At 56.7% G+C, this 23773-nt stretch carries 18 protein-coding genes; 12 read left to right on the forward strand and 6 right to left on the reverse strand.

Annotation, left to right across the window (positions count from 1 at the left end):
• Positions 1-6: 6 nt before the first annotated feature.
• Positions 7-1098, reverse strand: a complete 1092-nt coding sequence (locus tag UH5x_RS12920; protein ID WP_047812881.1) for a protein arginine kinase — start codon at positions 1096-1098, stop codon at positions 7-9.
• A complete protein-coding gene (locus UH5x_RS12925; RefSeq protein ID WP_047812882.1) occupies positions 1095-1616 on the reverse strand; it encodes a UvrB/UvrC motif-containing protein in 522 nt (173 codons plus the stop codon). Before UH5x_RS12925 ends, UH5x_RS12920 begins: the two co-directional genes overlap by 4 nt.
• 240 nt (positions 1617-1856) lie before the next feature.
• Here UH5x_RS12925 and trpE point away from each other — a divergent pair, with 240 nt between their 5' ends.
• Positions 1857-3392: an anthranilate synthase component I gene (gene trpE, locus UH5x_RS12930; protein WP_482635870.1), complete on the forward strand. Its 1536-nt coding sequence runs from the start codon at positions 1857-1859 to the stop codon at positions 3390-3392.
• A gap of 211 nt (positions 3393-3603) precedes the next feature.
• Positions 3604-4095, forward strand: coding sequence for a DUF2314 domain-containing protein (locus UH5x_RS12935; protein ID WP_482635871.1), 492 nt, complete (start codon positions 3604-3606; stop codon positions 4093-4095).
• A 610-nt stretch (positions 4096-4705) separates the two neighbouring features.
• Here the strand turns inward: UH5x_RS12935 and UH5x_RS12940 are convergent.
• Entirely contained in the window at positions 4706-8656 is a 3951-nt protein-coding gene (locus UH5x_RS12940; protein WP_482635872.1) for a PVC-type heme-binding CxxCH protein, read from the reverse strand.
• Positions 8657-8967: 311 nt separating this feature from the next.
• Here UH5x_RS12940 and UH5x_RS12945 point away from each other — a divergent pair, with 311 nt between their 5' ends.
• Positions 8968-9438 (forward strand): hypothetical protein, encoded by a 471-nt coding sequence (locus tag UH5x_RS12945; protein ID WP_482635873.1) that lies wholly within the window; start codon positions 8968-8970, stop codon positions 9436-9438.
• Between the two features lie 341 nt (positions 9439-9779).
• Positions 9780-10391: a hypothetical protein gene (locus UH5x_RS12950; RefSeq protein WP_482635874.1), complete on the forward strand. Its 612-nt coding sequence runs from the start codon at positions 9780-9782 to the stop codon at positions 10389-10391.
• A gap of 236 nt (positions 10392-10627) precedes the next feature.
• Here the strand turns inward: UH5x_RS12950 and UH5x_RS12955 are convergent, their stop codons facing one another.
• Together UH5x_RS12955 and UH5x_RS12960 are read right to left on the reverse strand one after the other, a co-directional pair.
• Positions 10628-11077 (reverse strand): hypothetical protein, encoded by a 450-nt coding sequence (locus UH5x_RS12955; protein WP_482635875.1) that lies wholly within the window; start codon positions 11075-11077, stop codon positions 10628-10630.
• A 150-nt stretch (positions 11078-11227) separates the two neighbouring features.
• Positions 11228-11449 carry a hypothetical protein gene (locus tag UH5x_RS12960; protein ID WP_150122475.1) on the reverse strand — a complete coding sequence of 74 codons (222 nt, stop codon included), beginning with the start codon at positions 11447-11449 and terminating at the stop codon, positions 11228-11230.
• Between the two features lie 410 nt (positions 11450-11859).
• Here UH5x_RS12960 and UH5x_RS12965 point away from each other — a divergent pair, with 410 nt between their 5' ends.
• The 7 genes from UH5x_RS12965 (at position 11860) to UH5x_RS12995 (ending at position 20520) form a co-directional block, all read left to right on the forward strand.
• Positions 11860-13272 (forward strand): isoaspartyl peptidase/L-asparaginase, encoded by a 1413-nt coding sequence (locus UH5x_RS12965; RefSeq protein ID WP_482635876.1) that lies wholly within the window; start codon positions 11860-11862, stop codon positions 13270-13272.
• A 133-nt stretch (positions 13273-13405) separates the two neighbouring features.
• Positions 13406-14443, forward strand: a complete 1038-nt coding sequence (locus UH5x_RS12970) for an NAD-dependent epimerase/dehydratase family protein (RefSeq protein WP_482635877.1) — start codon at positions 13406-13408, stop codon at positions 14441-14443.
• 4 nt (positions 14444-14447) lie between these two features.
• Positions 14448-15521, forward strand: coding sequence for a dihydrodipicolinate synthase family protein (locus tag UH5x_RS12975; protein ID WP_482635979.1), 1074 nt, complete (start codon positions 14448-14450; stop codon positions 15519-15521).
• A 70-nt stretch (positions 15522-15591) separates the two neighbouring features.
• A complete protein-coding gene (locus UH5x_RS12980) occupies positions 15592-17049 on the forward strand; it encodes a sulfatase family protein (protein WP_482635878.1) in 1458 nt (485 codons plus the stop codon).
• 394 nt (positions 17050-17443) lie between these two features.
• Positions 17444-18646 carry a DUF1559 family PulG-like putative transporter gene (locus UH5x_RS12985; RefSeq protein ID WP_482635879.1) on the forward strand — a complete coding sequence of 401 codons (1203 nt, stop codon included), beginning with the start codon at positions 17444-17446 and terminating at the stop codon, positions 18644-18646.
• Positions 18647-18767: 121 nt separating this feature from the next.
• The gene (locus tag UH5x_RS12990) at positions 18768-18953 is read left to right on the forward strand and encodes a hypothetical protein (RefSeq protein WP_482635880.1); all 186 of its coding nucleotides are present in this window, start codon (positions 18768-18770) and stop codon (positions 18951-18953) included.
• Between the two features lie 292 nt (positions 18954-19245).
• Positions 19246-20520, forward strand: coding sequence for a serine hydrolase domain-containing protein (locus UH5x_RS12995; RefSeq protein ID WP_482635881.1), 1275 nt, complete (start codon positions 19246-19248; stop codon positions 20518-20520).
• Positions 20521-20742: 222 nt separating this feature from the next.
• Here the strand turns inward: UH5x_RS12995 and UH5x_RS13000 are convergent, their stop codons facing one another.
• A complete protein-coding gene (locus tag UH5x_RS13000; RefSeq protein ID WP_482635882.1) occupies positions 20743-21840 on the reverse strand; it encodes a DUF1571 domain-containing protein in 1098 nt (365 codons plus the stop codon).
• Positions 21841-22432: 592 nt separating this feature from the next.
• On the opposite strand from UH5x_RS13000, the gene UH5x_RS13005 reads away from it, so the two are divergent.
• A complete protein-coding gene (locus tag UH5x_RS13005; protein WP_482635883.1) occupies positions 22433-23743 on the forward strand; it encodes a sodium:calcium antiporter in 1311 nt (436 codons plus the stop codon).
• Positions 23744-23773 lie beyond the last annotated feature (30 nt).

Genomic DNA, 23773 nt, shown 5'->3' on the forward strand with positions numbered 1-23773 from the left:
AGAAAGTCAGTTCAGTTCGTCGGTGCGGTCAGCGGGCCCGCACAAATGGCGTTGCAAGTAGCTGGCTCGCTGGACGTTCCGGTCGCTGGTCGTCAACACTCGCCCGTGCAGTTTTTGCAAGTGAGCCGGCTGGGTGTGGATGAACAGCTTGTTGATCGTTGCCAATTGCACGTCGTCGATCAGCCCCAGGTTCACGCCCATCCGAACCTTGGACAAGTAGTGCATGGTTTCTTCGCTGCTGATTTTGCGGGCCGTGCTGAGAATCCCCAACGCCCGGCTGACGTCGTCATGCAGGTCTTGCTGGCCCTTGTCGATCAGGAATTCGCGAGCCTTGCGTTCGTAATCGATGATCCGTGGAACCACCTCTTGGCCAACCATTTCCAACAATTCTTGTTCGGTGTGCCCGAGCGTCACCTGGTTGCTGACCTGGTAAAAATCGCCGGTGTACTGCGACCCTTCGCCGTACAGACCACGGACCGTGACGTTGATCCGCTGCATGCTGCGGAACACCTTTTCGATCTGCTGAGTGATCACCAAACCGGGCAAGTGCAGCATCACACTGACCCGCAGCCCCGTGCCAACATTGGTTGGACAAGCCGTCAGGTAGCCGAATTTGCTGTGGAATGCGTACAGCACCTCCCCTTCAATCGCATCGTCGATTCGATCAATTTGTTCCCAGGCACTGAGCAAATCCAAACCGCTGTGCATCACCTGGATGCGCAAGTGGTCCTCCTCGTTGATCATCACCGAGTACTGTTCGCTGGGATCGATCGCGACGGCACGACTGCCTTCGGAATCCGCGATTTCTCGGCTGATGAGCTGGCGTTCGACCAAGAACTGGCGATCCACTTCACTCAGTGTCGCGATGTCGACGTAAGGGATCTCGTCCCATTCAGGCAGATTTTCCAGCCGGGAACGAACCTGGCGTTCGATTTTTTCGCGGTCCTCGGGACTGCATTTTCGAATGAAGGGGAATCCCGCCAAATTGCGGGCCAAACGGATGCGGCTGCTGATCACAATGTCGGATTCGGGGCCCGTGCCACGCAACCATTCACCGCTTTTTTGGACCAACACCGACAGGTCGGTGGCTTCTTTCATATCGCGTTTCCTCGACGTTTGGGCTCGCCTTGGATCGCGTTGATTTGATCTCGCAATTCGGACGCTCGTTCGTATTCTTCCCGGTCCACCGCGGCTTCCATTTCTTTTCGCAACCGGATCAAGTCCGCTTGTGAATCGGCTGTGGCAGCCGCTCGGGTGGGCCGTTTTCCGGTGTGTTCCAATGAGTCGTGAATATTCAGCAACAAAGGTTTGAGGTCGGCTTCGAAGAAGTCATAGTCCAGGGGGCAACCCAACCGTCCTGAATTACGGAATTCAAAGAAGGTGATCCCACAAACGGGGCACTCTTTTTGATCCAACTTCCGCAATTCTTCCTTGGTCTGGCCCAATTGCAACTGCTTGGCCAACGCCCCTGCGACGCTGGAAACCGGCGTTGGTTCGCCCTTTTGCAACACGTTCCGAGCGTGCTGCTCGCACAAATGCAGCACTTGCGGCCCATCGGGTTCGGTCAATTCGGTGATGTGAAAAGTCGCCGGTTTATCGCAGTACTGGCATTTCATGAGAGTCTCGCAGGATGGCTCGCTAAATTCGTGACACAGGTTCCGTGGCACGATGCGGAATTCGCGGTCCGAAGCGAACTTCGCGGCACGATTGCTGTCATGGTCGGCATCACGGCTCCGTGATGACCGCCCGAGGAGGCGGACTCGTTCACGCCTTGGAATTCTATCGCTGGCCAACCCGGTTTCCAAGCCCGCCGTCGCACTTCACACTATCGCAACGCCCCAACGTGCCGAAACTTCATGACTGGAAACCTCATGCACCAACCGCCGCTTTCGTCGTTCGAATCGCTGGCCCGTCGGTTCGACTTTGTCCCCGTCTACCGACGCCTGCTGTCTGATACGTTGACCCCCGTCACGGCGTTCATGCACCTGGACGATGGCGGCCCTGCTTTTCTGATCGAAAGCGTGATTGGAGGCGAAAAGGTGGGGCGTTTCAGCTTTTTGGGCTCCCGACCCCTGGCCCGATTCACCGCCAAAGGCAACACGGTTCGGCAGACAAACATGTCCACCGGCGAAGTCGTTGAATCCCATTGCGACGATCCTCTGGACGCGTTTCGCCAACGCTTCCAAGACCGCACCGCGACCCTGGATGGACTGCCGCCGTTCATCGGAGGAGCCATCGGCTACGCGGGCTATGACGTTGTCCGCTATGTCGAGAATTTGCCGGACACCACCGAAGATGACCGCGAACTTCCCGATCTGAACTTCGCTTTTTATCACACCCTGTGCGTGTTCGATCACGTCGACAAGACCATCACGGTGGTCTCCCTGGCCGATTGCCGCGGCATCGACGAAGACTCGGACTCCGCGACCATCGCCGCCGCCCGGCAATCCGCCGCCGCAGAAGTCGACCAAACGATCAAGCGTCTGATGACCAGCCCACCGGATCTTCGCGTGGACGAAATCATCGAAGAAGACCAACGCCAACCACTTCCGGTCGAGTCCAACTTCACCCGGGAATCCTTCTGTGACGCGGTCCGCCACTGCGTTGAATACATCCGCGCCGGCGATATCTTCCAGGTCGTTCCCAGCCAACGTCTGACCGTCAAAAGCGATGTCGATCCCTTCGCCGTCTACCGTTCGCTGCGTGTCGTCAATCCGTCGCCGTTCATGTTCTTTGTCCGCAATCCCGAATGTGTCTTGGTCGGTTGCTCGCCCGAGATCATGTGCCGAGTCAAAGACCGCGAGGTCACGGTGCGTCCGCTCGCGGGCACCCGCCCTCGCGGCGCGACCGAAAAAGAGGACAAAGCCCTCGAACAAGAATTGCTGGCCGACCCCAAGGAGCGTGCTGAACACGTGATGCTGGTCGACCTGGGTCGCAACGACATCGGCCGGATCGCCGAGTTCGGCACCGTGGACCTGACCGAGATCATGGTCATCGAGCGTTACAGCCACGTGATGCATATCAGCAGCGAAGTGCGAGGCAAACTGCGAGAAGGGCTGGACGCGTTTGACGCTTTGAAATCATGCTTGCCCGCGGGAACCGTTTCGGGTGCCCCCAAAGTCCGTGCGATGCAGGTCATCGACGAGATCGAACCGCATCGTCGCGGCCCGTATGGGGGCGCAGTCGGCTACATCGACTACCGAGGCAACATGGACACCTGCTTGGCGCTCCGCACGATCGTGCATCAAAACGGGGCGTATCACGTGCAAGCCGGTTGCGGAGTCGTCGCCGACAGCAACCCCGACTCAGAATACGAAGAAACCCTCAACAAGGCCCGCGCCCTGATCGCCGCCATCGAGTGGACCATCGCCCGAGAAGCCCGCAACGCCTGAACCACCTTCCGCGGCATCGGCTTCTAGCGAGTGTTGATCGCAAGAGCGTTCCCGCGCCCAAGTCTGGACAAATGACAATACGTGCGTTTGCGGCGACCGATCCATTGCTCCAGCGGTTCGGTCAGAACTGCCAAGTGAGATTACAATCGCCTCACGCATTGCCTGATATCGGCCTGCGGCGGCAACATTCAACTCACCGAAGGAAACGGCATTGATCCACAAATTGCTAGTCGGGTTCGTCTCATCAACGCTCATCGCCTTCTGCGGATGCAGCGAGTCACCGACACCGAACTCTTCGGTCTCCTCGGTCGTCAACGTTGAAGACGACGACTCAGAAATGAATGCTGCGATCGCCAAGGCACAGGAAACGCTTTCGTTCTTTGAGAACAACTGGAAGACGATGGGTAGCGATGCCTACAGTCTCAAATTCGCAATGCCAACGTCAGATGGCGAATTGGAACACATCTGGTTCACTCCCATCAAAATCGAAGGCGATGAGATTACCGGCGAGTGTGCAAATGACCCAGAGAACATTCCAAACCTGAAGCTTGGCGATGCCCGCACGGTTACTCGTAGCGATATCACCGATTGGATGATTATCGTCGGCCCAAAGTGCTACGGAGGCTACACGATCCGAGTCCTTTCAGAGCGAGAACCTGACGTCGCTCCACCACTCGAGTTCGTTGACCCGCCAACGAACTAGGCTTGGCCCAAAGAGGAGCCTCCCAAAAGACGAGGCAACAATACACGCTGGCCAAATCGTTCTCTGCGACACCCTTCGGGGTCGGTGTTCGCGAGTGACTGCTGACCGTAGGTGCGCTATCGCGACCCACGGCTACCATCTGTGATCCCGTCGGGATCTTTTGCGCAGACCACAGCTGCCGGCAAGTCGCTCGTGTCATGAGTTTTTCACTCACTTCCTTTGCTCACCCCACAAAAGCCCCATCCCGGAGGGATGAAAGAAAGTAGCCGGGGGTTTGAGCGACAGCGAACACCCCCGGATCAAAAACGCGACCATTCATTCGACCCCGAAGGGTGTCGCAGACTGGTCGCCCGCGTAGGTTTTCATCCCGGTAGGGATGGCAGAGAGTAGCCGTCGGTAAGCGATAGCGCCACCGACGGACATGTAAACCCACGTCTCCACTCTCCATCCCTCCGTGGCCTCGGCCACGGAGGGATGGAGAGTGTGTTATTGGGGCTCGAATTCCGGGGGTGCACTGCTACGCAGCACCCCCCGGCTACCATCTGTGATCCCGCCGGGATCCTCGTGGGGAACCACCAAGATGGATCATCCAGCCGGCCTCAACGCAGACTCACTTCTCGCGGACTTCGATGATGTACTTCAACAGATCGTTGAACTCTTTGCGGTTCTTCATCTGCCGCATCAAGTTCTCAGGCATCAAAGACACCTCCGACTCGATCACATCCTCGACATCGTCCTGCGCAATCGTGATGGGTTCCGGTTGAGCGAGATTCCGCAACACAATCTCGTCGTCGTTTTCACTCACACGAATGCCAGTGAAGATCTGACCATCCACCGTCAGCACGCTCACCTGCGCGTAGTCCTTGTCGATCAACTTGGACGGGCGGAGCAGGGCATCGACCAGTTCTTCATTCGTGCGTTTGGTCGTTGCCTTTTCCAAGTCCGGTCCCATTCGCACGGTGCCCGCGGGTGGCGAGTGACAAGCGAAGCAGGCTGCAGACGATTCGTGGAACAACCGTTTGCCGCGTTGAAAATTCCCCTTCGCCAAGGCAACCTGCGCCAGCTTGGAAGGTGAAGCGGTGAGGAGCTGCTGTTCCAGTTCCTCGTTGGAGAACACCTCCGCCTCGGGTGCGGCGTTCTCATCGATCAGATCCTTCTCCAGCGGATGAACACGGAGAATTTCTTCGGGTTTGTAGAACGTCGTCCGGTCTTTGGTTTCTTCCCGAACACGCGTGACGGACTGCGGACTGACGACCGAGGATTCATTCCCCCAAGTGTTCCGCACGAAGGTCAGAACCGCGGCCATTTCATCGTCCTTCAACAAAGATCGGAACGCGGTCATGGGCGGCACGCCTCGGGCAGGGTCGTAAGTCTTCCCGGCCACAGTCATTTTGCCCCACACGCCATGCAGGGCCATCTTGATCAGCCGATCCTCGCTCCCGTTGACCCAGGGGCTGCCGACCAATGGGGGGTAGACATTGGGCGTTCCCTTGCCGTGAGTCATGTGACAGGTCGCACAGTGCGATTCACGCTGATAGATCGTCGCGCCCAACTCGTACGTCTTGCGGTCTGCCGGGCTGAGGTGCTTGGGTGGATCGTACTTCACGAATTCAAGTTCCGCAGGCGCGGCAAACTCGCTTCCACCGGTCGTATCAACCTTTTCCCAAAAGTGCCGAACCGTCTTGGCTGCGACCACAGCGTGGCGGACATCGGACTCCAACAATTGGTTCAGCAAAGCCTGGTTCTTGACCCCGTTTTGCTGATGCAACCAGAGTGCTTCCAACAGGTGATGAGCTTCCGTTTCGTCATTGGGATCAAAGTTCGCCATCCACTTTTGCGTTGCTGCGATGACTTGATCGGAGTCATGCTCGGTGAGCTCGATTCGAGTCCGATGCCGAACACCATTGACGGGGTGCTTCAGATTTTCGAGCAGAGCCTCGATGGGCTGGCCCGCGATTTTGACGGGTTTTTGCAGGGGACGATCTTTGACCGTCAATCGAAAAATCCGACCGTGAGCGTGATCACGATTGGGGTCGCGAATGTTGTGCTGCATGTGGCCGATGATCGCGTTGTGCCAATCCGAGACATACAGAGCACCATCCTCGCCAACAACCGCATCGGTGGGACGGAAGTTCCGGTCATCGCTGTTGAGCAGTTCCAACCCGGGCGTTCCCCAAACTTCACCGACCTCTCGTCGCTTCTCTTCCGGAGCAACCGAAGCGATTTGGATGTCCACTGCCGCGACAACATCCTTGCCGTTGAGGAACTCAATTTTGCCGTTGTTGAAACGATCTTCGAATCCTTTGCGATTCCAAACTTTGAACTCGGAGATCTGCACGGGCGACGGGAAGTCACCTCGCATCCAAGGGTCTTTCTGTTGCGATGTGTGAGCAAAGTTTCCCTTGTCACCATCGACGAGCCGTTGCACGGGAAAGGTTCCGTTGCTGTACTCGCTGGATTGCTTCAGCTTGGCAGTCGCCGCAATGTTTTGGCCACCGCTGATGACCTCCACTTCCGAGAGATTCATCTGCTGGCGTCCATTCACACTGAGTTTGAACCCCGTGATCTTGGCGTCCTTCAGCGCGGGATGATCGACCGTGATCAGCCCACCACCCTGTGTGATTTTGACGTACCCCGGTTCCTCCAGGGTCTTCTCTGCCAGGTCTTCCTCGACGACATCACCTTCTCGGTCCAGTTTGTACTGCTTGACTCCCAAGAAACCGATCGTGTTGCAGATCAGGATGTCGTCCTGCAATTCGTCGGGGAAATGCTCCGATGACAAAATGGCATTGGCGGCCACCGGACGAAACTCTTTCTCCAGCAATTGGTGCATCTTGAAACCGTTGCCTTCGGGCCGCACTTGGTAACAACGCCCACCGGTTCCATCGCTGGCGTAGCAGTAGCCCCAAGAGTCAAAGCTGGTTCCGTGCGGATTGGGCGAGTTACCCGCGTGAGGGGTGATCGCAAATGTTTGCGGGTCAAAGCGGTACATGCCCGACGCCCCGATGTTCAGGTTCTGCTTCCAAGGCGTCTCGTGGTTGTGGACGAGAAAAATACCACTTTGCCAATAGATCCCGCCGTCAGGCCCGTAAATCAAATTGTTGGCGGCGTGGTGGGTGTCCGAGGTGCCGAGCCCTTGCAGAATGGGATATCGCACGTCGGCCTTGTCATCGCCATCCGTGTCCTTCAAGAACCACAAATCGGGACCAGACGTGACGACCACGCCCCCGTTCCAAAACTCGAAACCGAGTGGATTGTGAACATGAGCAAAGATCTTCCGGACATCCGCTTTCCCATCGTTGTCGGTGTCCTCCAAGATCATCAGGCTGTCATTCATTTCCTTGCCTGGTTCCCACTTGGGGTAAGTGTTCCAACTCGCAACCCAAAGGCGACCTTTGGCGTCGACTTGCATCTGGACCGGGTTTGCCAGATCAGGAAACTGCTCCTCCGAGGCGAAGACATTCAGTTCGTAGCCTTCTGGCACATTGATCTTTGCCATCGACTCCTCGGGGCTGAGGTACTCAATGCTGCCCTCTTTCCTCGCACTGGAACTGGCACTCCCACCACCAATGTTCGAGATCACCTTGACCGGCGGTGGCACATTGCTGTCGTCCGCTTGCAAGGTTCGCCCCTGAGCAGCTGCCCAAATCACTTTGTCGCGATTGGCCGTCATCACATCGAGCATCACCAACTCGTGCTTCAGCACGTCGGCGTTGCTTTGCCCGTCCACGAAGGTCAATGTGGACCGAGAGCCCCAAATGTCGTTGCCGTCGGTTGCCCGGTAACGATTGTGCCAATGCCAGTTCTTGTCCTTGATCGCGTCATACAAGGGTTCCAAATCCGCATCAGCAGCAGGCGCCTCATCGAACAAGGCCCGAGAAATGATCCCAGCAAGCTCCTTGTAACCGGTCGCATTGAGGTGAATGCCGTTGAGCGTGAGTTGCTTGGAACTCGATTGAAACAATTGCAAGGTTGGCGAAAACAAATCCACGAATTCCACACCGGTCTTTTCGGCTGCCTCACGAGTCGCCTCGGTGTAGGCCGCCAAGTTCGCGTTCAACTCTGTGCCGTCGGGCAGGTTCGGGTCGCCGGTGTTCTCGTAGGCGATCGGGCTGAACAAAACAAACCGCAAGTCCTCCCCTTGGTCCTTTCGGGCCTGGGTGTACCGCTGCACCAGTTGGATCAATTCATCGCGATACTCGCCCGCTTTTTCCGGTCCAGCAAACGACTCATTGAAACCATAGAAAGAGAAAACAACATCCGGCGCCACGTGTTTCAAATACTCGATGTCGTTGGTGAAGCCCTTGTTCCTTGGACGTTGATTGACTTTGTCACCCGAAAAACTCATGTTTCGGAAACTGACATCAAGCCCTTTCAATTGATGCTGGAGAAAGGTCTCGACCCAGGGGTCATGCTGCATTCGATCGGCCAGGCCGTTGCCGTAGATGGCGACCACGTCGTTGGCCTGGAACTCAATCGCCTCCTCGGCACCAGCTTGCGGCATCAGGCTCGGCAAAATACCGCCGCATAAAAGGAAGACTGTCAGGATGCGTCGTAGCATAGTTTTCTTTCTCGGTTGTCGATTCTTGATGTGCAATTTCAGCGGGGCTAAGCAGGTCGGCAGGAGTTGCTCCCACGTACAACCGGGGCGAACGCCCAAACGGCTCACAGGGGTGTGTCCGATCATTCCTGTCCACCTGCCTAGCAACAAGCCAGCGAAACAGGTTCAAAACGAAGCATCGTAACGAGAAGCGAAGGAACATGCACGGGATTTCCGAGGATGTTGCCGCTGCCACGCAGATGCAATGGCTTAGCATGGGGCGTGCCTTGAGATCCCAATCATGCGACGACGCAACTCAAACGCCCACTGCCATGCTCAAACTCTACCTTCGCTCAGATACGGAACTCCGGTACCACGAAGCTTGGGTTCACGGGCCAAAAATCACGGAGCATTGGGGGCTCGTCGGCGAACGTGGCGAAACAAAAATACACAAATGCGACAAGAACCAGTCTGAAAGCGACAATCTTCTGTCCGTTCTCGCCAAGCCGCTGGGCCATGGCTACGCCCCCCTCGATGAAGACGACTTCGACGTCCTGCTGATCGAATACGCGATCGAAGGGATGGGAAGCAAAAAAGATCTCAGCAAACGCCATGCTCTCGAGGATCGCATGAACGAGACTCTCGGCTGGACTGGATTGGGACACTGCGACGGCGGGAGCATTGGCTCAGGAACAATGGAAACATGTTGCATCGTCGTGGACTTTGAAATCGCCAAACGGGTCATCGCTGCCGATCTTGCTGGAACCAAATTCGCCGACTTCACCCAGATCATCCTGGAATAGCTGGGCAGCATCGACCACGCGATCAGTGAAGCCCACTCATTCCGATCCTGGCTTCGCAACCGCCGAACGCACGGGAATGCGATTCGATCGAAAGTCCACGGAAGGAGCGTTCGAGAGCGACCGCGTCTCCTTCTCTCTGCATGCCCCAATCCCACGCGTCCTGATAATCGTTCCAGATCACACGCGTGCCCCTTCGAGGCGGAAGTTTCCCTGCTTCTCGTCTTGACTCCTGCTCGCCGCGCGATTTCAGGTGCAAAGATCTCTTCATGCGACGGAGAGAGAGTTCGGCAATGAAGCCGTTTCTCTGAAAATCAGGCCCACGTGGATCAGGAACAAAACGCATGAAGTTGACACGAGTGGACTCTCCCCAAAACGACTTGGCTTTGGACAAACTCATCGAATCGTGCAACACGATTCAAGCTGCAGTCCACGAATCTCAGACCATCGCGATCTCTCGTGGAGAAGCCGGGCCACTTCGCTGGCTTGAATCATGCGACAAGAAAATCGCGATTGCTGGAGACGTTCTTCAATTCCGCATCACGCTGGAGCTGCCTCAGGTCGAGGACGAAGACGACGTCGTGCAAGTGGCACTGTCACGCAGCTACAGCCCCAATCTGATGTTCGATCAGATCCTCTCAACTCACATCGATGGAAATCCGTCCCGTCCGACCAACCATTCCATGCACCGGAACCTCAACCTGCACTTCAACACGGTCCAAAGTGGATCAACCGTTGTGGTCAGGTACCAAGCTCGTGTCGACTGCAACGCTGATCCATTGCTGGTTGCCGTTGATGATCTGAACGTCCGTTGGGCGTACCGCTCGCGAAGCACCCACGAAACGACGGGCAGGGCTCACAAGGCGTCGCAGGGAATCTCGGCTCCACACGGCATCGGTACCGCCAACCACTTCAGCCATTCCAAATCGGCTGACATGGCATCCAGCCCTGTCTAAGGCAGGTTGGAAATCAAGTGGCATAGGCTTCAGCCGGTGCTTGCGTGCAACTCAGGCTAGTGGTTTGTCACAGCTAAAAGTGAGGGTTGATCGTAGTGGACGAGGCCACGAGTCCTTGGATTTAACGCCAGTTCAGGAATCGTGGCCTCGTCCACTACCCTAAAAACAAGTGCTGACAGACCACTCGAAGCCTGAGCCACAACTTTCATTGTGAAACTTCTTCGCTCGGTCTTGAGTCAGCGTCGTGGGATGTCTTCACCGACATGGACCGACGCCAGAGTGTAGGACTCATCCAATCGCCCTTGCTCACGCAACCGGGACGCGATGCGTTCTGCTCGAGCGGCTCTTTTCGCTTCCGCACGAGCCAAACGTTGCAGTTGGACTTCTGTCTCAAACTGCATCGCAGCGAGTCGTTGTCGCTGCAAGTTCTCATAGGCGACGTTTGCGACTTGCCGTTGGGACGCCAACTGCTGTTGCTGGTACTGCAGCGCGGCCAAGTTGCCCTGGGGATACCCATTGGAGACCAGAGCGTTCTGCGGATACATCGAGTTGCTTGTGTACGAGGCCGGGCTGCCGCTCGGCGATCTGCCGCCACCCGACCTGCACTGGGCAACGACGTCACTGCTGCAGAAAGCAGCCGACAGCAAAGCCGTTGCGATCAGGAAGGAGACTCGTTGGAAATTCATCGTGCACCTCTGCGCGTCGTGAAAGAAAGGAACATGGAAAGGGCGGCCATCACGGCCACGCATTCTCTCCTTCAACAAAGGACGCTTTTGCATCGAAGTGTCACAAGAATTCGACTCAGTGCATCGCCAGCCACCGTGGTGACACTCACCTCATTCGCTTGAGCAGTCGTCCAAATCCACCAAGTAATCCACGTCGCTGCCAAAGCAGTGGTCCACCGCCTCGGTGTCCACCACGCGTCTCCCCGTCGGCAGATGCTGTCGCTCATAAGCGGCAATGCGGTTGATCGACGACGGTTTCTTGTCCTGACCGGGTGAGCCATCGAGCTCCATGTTCAATCGTTGGACATTCGGGCTGGGCTCAAAATTGGTCATCCTCGAATTGGAGATTCCCGACTGCGTCGTGGCTCGAAAGAGATGCTCCAAGGGACGGGATTGGCGATGAGATGGACGGGACATAGTGAGTTCTCCAGTAGCAAAAACTTGTGTAACGAACGCATCCGCCTACACAACACGTTGCCAGTTTCACGCCGGACCGCCGCCATCTTTTTTAAAAAACAATCCCCGTGACATCAGCCTCAAAAAGCTTCCTTTTGAAGCAGGGAATCCCCACCGAACCGGGCCTTTGCCGGCGCTGCTGCAGCCGTCAGAATCCTGCCTCACCTCTTCTTCCCTTCGCCGCGGACCGCCCGATCGCGTCCCCTTCCCGCGTCTCTCTCGCCGATGGAAGATGGTTTCGACGTTGAATCCAGTTCGTTGTGTCGCCGACGCTTGAGGCCTGAAGTATGAAGTTCAATGCGACGATCCTTGTCCCCGCTATCCTATTGGCGTTGATCAGCACAAGGAGCACCCACAGTGAAGAGCCAGCCATGAAACCAACCTGGGCCATCGTGATTCATGGCGGAGCAGGCAGTTCTCCCGCACAACTCGGTGAGGCATCCAGCCAAAAACGAACCGCCGGATTGCAACACGCGTTGCAAACAGGACGCGACCTGCTCGCCGACGGCGGAACCGCCATGGACACCGTCGAAGCCGTCATCCGCACCTTGGAAGACAATCCAATCTTCAACGCCGGGCGTGGTTCTGTTTTGACAAATGACGGACGCGTCGAAATGGACTCTTCGGTGATGGATGGCAAGACACTCGGGTGTGGCGCCGTTGCTGGCGTGACCAAGGTCAAGAATCCAATCTCGCTTGCTCGCCGGGTGATGACGAACACGAAACACGTGCTGCTCGTCGGTCCCGGTGCCGATGAGTTTGCAGAAACACAGCAAGTGCCTCTCGTCGATCCGGCATACTTTCTCTCCCAACGCGATGGCGATGACGCAGCGAACATTGCTTCCGCCAATCAGGAGGAAGACGAATCCCACTTGGGAACCGTTGGCTGTGTGGTGTTGGATTCGCATGGGAACCTGGCCGCAGGAACCAGCACCGGTGGCACCGCCCAAAAGCTGCCCGGACGAGTTGGCGATTCACCGATCGTCGGTGCAGGCACGTACGCCGCCAATGGCTTGTGCGCCGTTTCCGGCACCGGTGTTGGCGAAGAGTACATCCGTAACAGCGTCGCCTATGACATCGCAGCTCAAATGCGTTACGCGAGCAAATCGCTCGAATCAGCCGTCACGGAGATCATGCAGAATCGTCTTCAGCCTGGCATCGGTGGATTGATCGCCGTTTCACAAACCGGCGAGATCGTGATGCAGCACAATACACCTGGCATGAGCTGCGCTGCAGCCGACAGCACCGGACGATTCGAGACGCACTTGATCCTCGACAACGGCGGAGCCCCAGCAGACACAACGGACCAAACAAACTCACCCGCGGCGGAAATCACGGCTCTGATCCAACAGCAAGCCAGCGACTGGAATGCGGGCGACATCGACGCGTTCATGGACGTCTACTGGAAGAGCGACCAGCTCACGTTTTCCTCCGGTGGCGAAGTGACTCGCGGGTTCGACGCGACGTGGCAGCGATACAAGAAACGTTATCCAACGTCGAAAGAAATGGGAGAGCTCACGTTCACGGATCTCGAATTCTTGCCACTCGGCGACGCTGCCATGCAAGTCCTGGGAGTCTGGAAACTCGAACGAGACGAACCGATGGGCGGCCGATTCACGCTCGTGTTCCAGCGTTTTCCGGAAGGCTGGCGAATCGTCCACGACCACACCTCCAAGTTCCCTGATCCACTCAACGACTGAACGACGACAACCAAAGGTGCGGTTCGCACATGCTCTCACGGTTTCATGAGGGCTCTGGGCTCGAGCAAGCCAACGTGGTCACGCGACGTTAGAATCAGGGTCCAACCTTGTGACCACCAACGAGCAGCAGACGATGGCCGTCGAATTTCCTGAGTGGATTGAATCTGAATCGCAACTCGACACATTGCTGTCTCGACCGAGCGATGCACTGATCGAGTTCATGCGACAACTCGATGGCGACCTGATCATCTTGGGAATCGCTGGGAAGATGGGTGTCAGCTTGGGCCAGTTGGCCGTTGCGGCAATCGAGAAAGCTGGCCTGCGAAAAAAAGTACACGGGGTGGCACGGTTTTCCGATGCAGACGCGCGTGCTCGATTGGAATCGGCGGGCGTCAGAACGATCCAGTGCGATTTGCTCGACCGAGACGCCGTGGCCAAACTTCCACCCGTCCCCAATGTCCTGTTCATGGCCGGCCGAAAATTCGGAACCGAGGGCGAAGAACCTTTGACCTGGGCGATGAACACGATTGTCCCCGCGAATGTGGCGGATCACTTTCGCGATTCCAAGATCGTTGCCTTTTCAACCGGGTGTGTTTACCCGCTGGCTTCAGTGGATCGCCAACCGACCGAACTCACACCTCCGGCGCCGGTTGGCGAATACGCTCAATCCTGCCTGGGTCGAGAACGCATGTTCGAGTACGGCAGCCTTGAGTGGGGAACTCCCGTCTGTCTGTACCGACTGAATTACGCGATCGACCTGCGATACGGGGTGCTGCATGACATCGCCGCCAAGATTTGGAACGGGCAGCCCGTCGACAACTCCGTCCAAGCCTTCAACGTGATTTGGCAGGGCGACGCGAATCATCAAGCGTTGATGTGCTTGGACCACTGCACCTCGCCAGCGAACATTCTCAACGTCACCGGTCCAGAAACATTGCTCACCGAAGATGTTGCCCTGCGACTCGGGGAACTGCTGAACAAGCCAGTTCGCTTCACGACCACTCCGGACGATGCGTCTTACCTGAGTGACAGCTCCCAAGCCAGAAAGCTGTTCGGAGCTCCGTCCGTCTCAGCCGATCAACTGATTCGCTGGCAAGCCCACTGGGTCAAGACCGGCGGTCGTTCGCTGAACAAGCCCACTCATTTCGAAGTCAGTGACGGAGCCTATTGAACCGATGCAGACCAGTGACCTCTCGCCAGACATCCGCGCGAACGTCCGCCGTGGAATCGTCATCCCAGCGCAACCTCTGGCTCTCGATGCCAGCCGCCAATTCGATCCTCGTTACCAAACGGCGCTGACTCGCTATTACATCGACGCCGGCGCGGGGGGCATCGCAGTCGGTGTTCACTCCACGCAGTTCGCCATCCGTGATCCATCGAACGCGTTGTATGAACCCGTGTTGCGTTTGGCGTCCGAGGTCATTGACGAACACGCCGGTGCGCAAGGCCGTGAAATCTTCAAAGTGGCGGGCGTCTGTGGGAAAACACCGCAAGCAATCCGCGAAGCAGAGTTCGCCGTTTCACAGGGCTATCATGCATGTCTGTTGAGCCTGGCGGCGTTGGCCAACGATTCGATCGACGATCTGATTGCTCATTGCCGAGAAGTCGCCGAGGTCATGCCGGTGATCGGTTTCTACTTGCAACCAGCCGTCGGTGGTTGCGTGCTGCCGTATGAATTCTGGCGAGAGTTCGCCGAGATTGAAAACGTCATCGCGATCAAACTGGCTCCCTTCAACCGCTATCAAACGCTGGATGTGGTTCGTGCCATCTGTGACGCTGATCGCGACGACGCGATCACTCTCTACACCGGCAACGACGACAACATCATCGCTGACCTGCTGACGCCGTACCGCATTGTCACGGAACGCGGAGTGAAATCGGTTCGAATTCGTGGCGGGCTGCTGGGGCACTGGTGCGTGTGGACTCGCAAGGCCGTTGAATTGCTCGATGAAATTCACGCAGTGCTGGATCGCGGCGATGACATCCCTTTGGAATTACTCAGCCGTAACATCGAAGTCACCGATTGCAACGCAGCCTTCTTTGATGCCGCCAACGGGTTTGCCGGCTGCATTCCCGGAATCCATGAGGTGCTACGCCGCCAAGGCCTGCTGCCTGGAACCTGGTGCCTGGATCCCAACGAAGTTCTCTCGGACGGTCAATCCGAAGAAATCGATCGAGTGATCGCCGCTTACCCAGCTCTCAATGACGATGCGTTCGTACGCGAGAATCTGAGTCGATGGCTACGTTGAAGCGTCCCACGCAAGCAGAACAACACAGCTCACAAAACACCTGACACCCCATCCCCACTGGAACAGCGTGATGCAACCGCCCCGAAACTGGATGATCCACTTTCTCATGACGCTTGCGATATTGCTGATTGCCGCCAAGGCCTCAGCGGCGGATCGTCCGAACATCTTGTTGATTGTTTCGGACGATCAGGGCTACAACGACCTGGGCCTCCTTGGCAACGGCATCCTCACGCCGACCCTCGACCGCCTTGCCAAAGAAGGCACCCGGCTGACAAATTTCTATGTGGCGTGGCCAGCCTGCACACCGTCGCGGGCCAGTCTGTTGACGGGGCGTTATCCGCAGCGAAACGGGATCTATGACATGATCCGCAACGAAGCTCCCGACTACGGCCATCGCTACACGCCCGAAGAATACGCCGTGACGTTCGAACGCATCGGCGGGATGGACGAACGTGAGGCGATCATCCCAGCCGTCTTGAAACCGGCCGGTTACAAAAGCGGGATCTATGGCAAATGGGACTTGGGTGCCCTGCGTCGAATGCTGCCCACTTCGCGTGGCTTCGATGATTTCTACGGGTTCGTCAACACCGGCATCGACTACTTCACGCACGAGCGTTACGGCGTGCCTTGTATGGTTCGCAACCTCGAACCGACGGAAGAGGACAAGGGCACCTACTGCACATACCTGTTTCAACGCGAGGCTCTGCGTTTTTTGGATGAACATGCAGGCGAAGAACCGTTCTTCTTGTACGTTCCCTTCAACGCACCGCACAATTCGTCGTCGCTGGATCCCACCATTCGTTCCTCCGTGCAGGCACCCGAACGATTCAAAGCGATGTACCCGCCCGTGGAGGCGGAAACGAGAGTCACCGACCGCTATCGCTACGGCGCCCCGGCAACGGTCGCGACACCGCAGGCCCGGCGTCGCGACTACCGTGCGGCCGTCACCTGCATGGACGCGGCGATTGGCGAGATGCTGAAGACGTTGGAAGCGAAGCAGATCCTCGATGACACGATCGTCGTTTTCTTCTCCGACAACGGTGGCAGCGGGGGTGCCGACAACTCACCGCTGCGAGGCCACAAGGGACAGACCTGGGAAGGCGGCATTCGCGTGCCCTGCATCGTTCGTTGGCCGGCCGGAAAGATCCAAGCAGGGCAGGTGAACGACGAATTTCTGACCAGCCTGGAGCTGCTGCCCAGTTTCGCAGCAGCTGCGAGTGTCGAACCACCTGCCGGCGTTGTCCTCGACGGATTCGATTGGTGGCCCACCCTCCGTGGCGAGTCAGCATCACCAAGAAAAGAAATGTTCTGGAAACGCCGCGATCAGATCGGAGCGAGGGTCGGCCAGTGGAAGTGGGTCCAGATGGGCGAACAAGGTGGCCTGTTCGATCTCGATCGCGACCTCGCCGAAAAACAGGACCTTTCGGAGTCACACCCCGAGGTGCTTGCGATGGTCAAAGAACGGTATGCCCATTGGCTTCGCGAGATGGAAGCCGCTGAACCACGCGGTCCTTTTCGCGATTTCTGATGACTTTCGAATCGCCCTCCGTCGAAGCAAAGGACGCGAGGCTTCGGAAGAACAGGTGGGTTTCGCCGCACCAAACGTTCGACAACCGCGTTGGCCTAGCAGGCCTTTGAACACGCCCCTTGTGGACCACCTGCAGCCCACTCACAAGTGCACCGCCCTCTTGGCAGTCCCCCATGGCGTGAGGAACCCTCTCGTGAAAAGACGCACTAAAATTTAGGATTCTCGCGAAACAATTGCATCGTAGGAGAACTTAATCCCCTTAGAAGTGGCACAACGTGCACCAAGCGATTCTTGGAAAGCGTTGCCTTGTCTACCACTTGGCATCACAGTCGAACTCTCGACTTCAGCAATGGCTGGTGCCATCCTTTCGCGATCAGCTCTCGGGGAGAGTCTTATGAAGAAGATGCGCAGAAGCGGTTTTACATTGGTGGAACTTTTGGTGGTCATCGCCATCATCGGCGTCCTGGTTGGCTTGTTGTTGCCAGCCGTCCAAGCGGCACGCGAAGCAGCCCGACGGATGAGCTGCAGCAACAATTTCAAGCAAATCGGACTTGCACTACACAACTATCACTCGGCCTACAACAAGCTGCCTGCTCAAAAAGGCGGGTCCAACAATGCCAACGATGGATCGCTCGGCGGGAACCAACTGCGTCTGGGTTGGCTGCCTGCGATCTTGCCTTTCATCGAACAACAAGGTTTGTGGGAACAGATCAGCAACCCTTTGGCAATCAACACGGACGGGACACTTCGTGCGACCCCTTGGCCTGGGATGGGCCCCGCACCGTGGCGATCCGATTACACCCCCTGGATCACGGAACTGGCGGCTCTTCGTTGCCCCAGCGATCCAGGAACGGGACTGCCAGCGCTCGGGCGAACGAACTATGCCGCATGCCAAGGCGATGCCGTCGAATACGGAGAAGTCGGCGCATGGGGCGGTTCCAATCCGTTTGTGATCAACTCGGGTTATGCGGAACAAATCCGTGCCTCAGGTCGGGGCATGTTCATCGCTCGCCAATACACCGGTTTCCGGGATGTGCTGGACGGCTTGTCCAACACGATCGCGGCTGGCGAAATTGCCACGGACCTGGGTGACCGCGATATCCGAACCGCTCCGATCGACGGTCCCGGCTCGGCACCCTTGCGGGACAACCCTTCCTGGGCAAAAGACAATGACAAGATCGATCCCGAACGGCCACAATTCTGGCGATCCGGGGAAAACTTGACCACGGACAACGCTGCTGGGGACGGCGCCTGCGCAAGCTGGGCTCGTGGATTTCACTGGGCAGACGGCGAAATGCAACACTCTGGCATGAACACCATCCTTTCCCCCAACAGCGAAACCGTCTCTCGCACCACGGCCGACAGCACTTGGGGCATCTACCCACCCAGTTCACGTCACCAAGGCGGAGTGCATGTGTTGATGGGTGATGGGGCCGTGAAGTTCATCACCGACTCGATTGAAGCGGGCAACTCGCGTGCTCACACCGTCTACAAGGACCACAGCCCAAGCAACACGGGATCGCAGAGCCCCTACGGATTGTGGGGTGCTCTTGGCACAAAAGCCAACAAAGAAATCGTGTCGCTGGACTCGATCTGATTGTCGATCAGGCGACCTGTTCGACGCCCGGGAAACGAAAAGCGTTGTTGCAATGCAGCCACAACGCTTTTCTCTTTTCCAACCTTGTCCCCCTCTTTCTCTCATACGGAACTGAACGCTGATGTCCCGAACCCCATCTTCCAACCGATCGTTTGCCTTGCTTTCGCTGATCGCTCTCTCTCTGTTCTGCATCGGATGCGACAGCGGCGAATCAACCGTCATCCAGCAACCTGCGGATGCGGCGCAAGAAATGGAAGACTATGAATCGATGATAAATTCCTCTACGAAAGAACCCTACGGCAAATAGGGATCCCAACTCCCCACCCGACAACAAACGCTGGATCCAAACATGGTTCCAGCGTTTTGCATGGAGTGATCCCACTCGGTCGAACCAATCATTGAATGCGAGCCCCAAACTTGACCCAATCGGGTGGCACGCATGCAGTCCCACAGAAGACGATTCCAAATACGAACGGTCATCGCCCTACCGGTGGCACTGGTCTCAATCGATCCGCGGGAACAAACAAATGGCCGTACGCTTTTGCACCAGTCTCTTGATATCGACACTGATAAGTCAATTCTTTCTCGTCCCAAGTCTGATGGGGCAGGAATCACTTCAGAGCCAATTCGCAGAAGCCATCGACCTAGCCGGCAAAAGCAATTTCAGCGGCATCGTGGTTGCCGAAAAAGATGGAAAGGTCATCGCCAATCAAAGCTTTGGCTACGCCGATTCCAAATCGAAAACTCCGATCGATTCCAAAACGCTGTTCGAGATTGGGTCGGTGACCAAACCGGTCACGGCTCTCGCGGTGATCATCCTCGACCGACAAAGCAAATTGTCTCTTGAGGATTCCATTGCGGATCACTTGCCAAATGTCCCTGAGAGTTGCCGTGGCATCACGATCCAACATCTGCTGCAACATACCTCCGGCATTCCGGGCACGAACTATGGCCCTGTGTCAAAAGATGTCGGGAAGGTGACCCAAGCCTATCTGCAAGGCGGTCCACAGCAGAAACCAGGAACCCAATTTGAATATTGGAACCAGGGCTACGCGTTGCTCGCCGCGATCATCGCGAAGGTAACCGGCCAAACCTACCCAAACGCAATTCGCGAATTGGTTTTGCGTCCTGCGAAAATGGATGCCGCGTGCTTCACCGGTGACTCCGCCCCCGAGGGCTTCCAGGTGTCAATTGGCAAATCAACCTATGGCGCAGACCGTTCCGCACTGGAGCATCCATACGGCGATTTTTACGGTTTGCAATATCAAGGAATGGGAGGGATCGTCACCAACGCGGAGGACATGCTCTCCTTTCTTCTGACGCTTCGGAGATCCAAAGCGAGTGTGGAACGAATGCTGCAACCCGGCCCCGACGGCAGCTACGGACTGGGCTGGCGAATTGCCGATGCAGGCGAACCTCATCAGCGAGTCTCTCACACTGGTTCCGTGCGTGGTTTTCTCACCGCGGTCTCTTGGTACCCAGAACAGAACGCCTCTTTGATCGTCCTGGCCAACACCGACGACAAACGTGGTTTCTTCCTCGCCGAATCAGGCTGCCGAAAGGCTTTGGAGACCATGGTCATTCCACTCCCGAAATCGCAGCAGTTCGAGCAAGAATTTCGCGAATCGCTCGTCGGGAAGTTCAGACTTCAGTCGAGGGTGATAACGGTTTCGGAAGCCGGCGAAGGTTTGGAAATGGTGATCGACTGGGGAGGCCCCAAAACGTTTGGCAAACTCGTGAAAACGTCCTCTCCCAAACGCCTTCAATACTTGGATGGATCCGACGACGACGTCAGCGTGTTGCTGGAAGGGCAAGAAAACGGAAAGGTCCAATCGCTCACGATCCTCAACAGCAGCTATCTCAGACAGAAGTGACCTGGCGTGTCGAGATCGAAGTTCGAAACCGTTGCTACGTTCGCTCGAAGCGTGCCCAAACGAAGCAGCTACGCAGGAATGATTGAGTTGAATCCCATGAGCCGTTTGGGCGTTCGCCCCGGTTCAGTGCGGGAACCGTGGCTAACGCCAAGCGGCTCACATCCCCGATGACAACTGCGTACCTTTTTAGCAACGCAACAACGACCATCCCGCGAAAATCGCTCAGTCTTTGGCGACTGCGTTGGGGCTGACTTTCAAATCGGCTTCGGTCAGGCCGACGTTGCCGTTCAGTTTGCCTTTTAATCGAGTCGATGCAAACGTGGCATCCGCCAAACCGACGTTCAGCTTCAGATCCGCGTAGGTGTACTCTTCCTTCAACTCAGGTGCATCACTTTCCGAAGCGGGCCAATCGTAGACTTCCAAACGAATCGGCACGTGCAGTTCGTCGTCGATGAACGCGTTGGCACGATGGAATGTGACCCCACCTTCCTGGGTCGGATGTACGATTTGGATGTGCGTGGCTGGACGCCCCATCACCCGAGCGTTGCGAAAGTAGGTCACTTCGGTGTTGTCGCCGCTGGGATCATTCTCCATGTCGAATTCGATCAGCCCGATCAACCGATTCATGATTTTGTCAAAGCCAATGTCCGTGATGGGGTAGTTGCTTTGCTCTTGCGCTTGACGCCCGTGTGGGTCGATCGACAGCACCAAGTAGCTCAGTGCCCCACCGCCTTTTCGAACCCTGGCTTTGCCTTCGTTCTCGCCCTCGATGTAGAGCACGCGACGATCACGGAGGGTGCGCGGTGACTGGTACTGCAGAAACACCGACATCGGTGAGACCTCACCTTGCTCGTTGGCTTGTTCCACGCGAACCGCCACGTCCATGATTTGAGGGATTTGCAAATCACCATCAATCCGTTCGCGTTTGATCAGTTTGCAACTGTAGTCGCTGACGTGCTGGCGAATGTGGTCCGCATGAGCTTGGGCAAACCCAAGCGCCCAACTCAACGGATGATCCGCCAGTGGAGGTGTCGATCGATGATCGTCCAAACCACCAGTGGTTCCCTTCGCTTCGCTCAGCGGAGCAAAGGAGTCGTTGGTTGAAAATGCATTCGCTGCTGAGGTGGCCGACGTCTGCTCAATGATGTTCTGCTCATCCAACCCCAGCTCAGCGATGGCCTGCTTGGCCAGCTGGTCGGTGGGATCTTCGACGGCAATCTTCTGCACAGAAACACGCCCCTCATTGACTCGACCGTCGTTGCCCGCATGCTTGACTGCCGAAGCGGTTTCGTCCGCAAGAACCGCGACGGGGTTGGACATTGATCCCAACAGAACGCACGAGAGCGTCAACTTGGAAGCGAGGATGCTTGAAGATCGAAGGCGGTGAATCAGCGATGGGGTCGGCATGGAAGGTGGCTCCAAATGGCGGTCAAAAGTCCGTTTGTTTCCGGTGGTGCTCGTTCGGCCCAGGCGGCGATGTCCGTTGGTGCACGAAGCGTGCCGATTGCCTGCAAAAGTCAAAGTTTCAGACTAGCGGCGTCCCGAGTCGAAACAACTGAAAAGGACCAAACTGGGCTGGAACGAAAATCTTGGCGCCTGGACGGTCGTCAAAACCGGCATAGCCTTCCGCGTCTCCAGCCCCGCAAAACACGCCTCGCGGGATGTTTCACGGGGCAGGGGAGTGTCCTTGAGCAGCCACCGCCGAGTCCTCTCAGAGCATTCCGCCTTCATTTTGACATGCATGCATTGCATTCTGAGACACCTTCGTGAAACCAAATGTGGAACCCAAACACCATCCGGGGCCCTGGCAAACTTGATCCGCCGCTTGTAATTGTTACCGTCGCGATGTCATTCTTTGCGGTCGCGAGCATTCAACGAATCAAACTCCCTCTTTCCCGTTTCCAAGGCTTCCATGGGCATCGTCATCCCACTCGTTCTGATCTTCCTCACCTGCTTGGTCATCTGGCGAGCCTGCGACGGATTCGAAATCGCGAGTGAGTACATCGGCCGCAATCTTTCCGAAGGCGTTCGTGGCGGCACGATCAATGCCATCTCCAGTTCCGTCCCAGAACTCTTCACGACCCTGATCGCACTGTTTGTGCTTTCCGATCGCGATGGGTTTTCGATCGGAATCGGCACCACAGCCGGAAGCGCGTTGTTCAACGGGATGATCATCCCGGCCGTCTGCATCCTCAGCGTGGTGGGCTTTGTCGTGATGGGAGTCCGCGTCACTTCGGTCAACGTTTCCACGCGAGTCCTTCTGCGTGATGGCCTCTCGTTGATTCTCTGCGAGTTCATTTTGATCCTGCTGATCAACGGGGAACAACTTCATTGGTGGCAAGGTTTGATCCTGATGCTGATGTACGGGGCCTACCTCACGTACATGCTGACGACGATGAAGCCTTCTGAGAGGAACCCTTCCGAAAACACCCTGGATGAAGAAGAAGACTCGGAAGAGGACGATGCCCCACGCGGACTGCTCGCCACCTTGTTCTACTGGATCTCGGGAGGACCGTTGCTGGATCTGGAACGATGGTTTGTCAAAGACCATCACCGCGAACAGATGAAGCAAGAAACCTGGAACGGCTGGGGATTGCTGCTGACCAGCACCGGGGTCATCGCCGTTGCCTGCTGGGCGTTGGTGTTGGCCTGCGAGTGGCTCGGCAGCGGCCCTGCCAACCTCGAGAACCCTTCCTACGAATTGTTCGGGCAAACCTTTGAAGGGCTTGGCATGCCAGCGATGTTCGTCGCGGTCATCTTTGCGTCGATGGCAACCAGTGTTCCGGACACGGTCATGTCCATTCGCGACGCTCGGGACGGCGACTACGACGATGCGGTGGCCAACGCGTTGGGCAGCAACATCTTTGACATCTGCTTCGCGCTTGGGTTTCCGCTGTTTCTGTTCACTTTGTTTCACGGCCCAATTCAGATGGAACCTGAGATCGCAGCTCAAAGCGGTGAACTGCGGTTGTTCCTCTTCCTTCTGACGATCGTCGGTTTCTTGATCTACTACATCGGCAAACGAGGCGTCGCCTCCGATGGAACCAAGACCGTCGAAATGAAACGGGGCAAAGCGTTCGCTTTGCTCACCATGTACAGCCTGTTCGTGCTCTATATCGTGGCTCACGAACAAGACGTCGAATTTGTCCACCAAATCTCGGACCACTTGCAAAGCGTGCTGCAAAGACTGCCTGCACTTGGGGCAAGTTTGTGCTCCGGCTAGATCGAGGGCGGGTAATCTTCGACAATCAGG

The organism is Rhodopirellula sp. UH5, assembly GCF_056839225.1.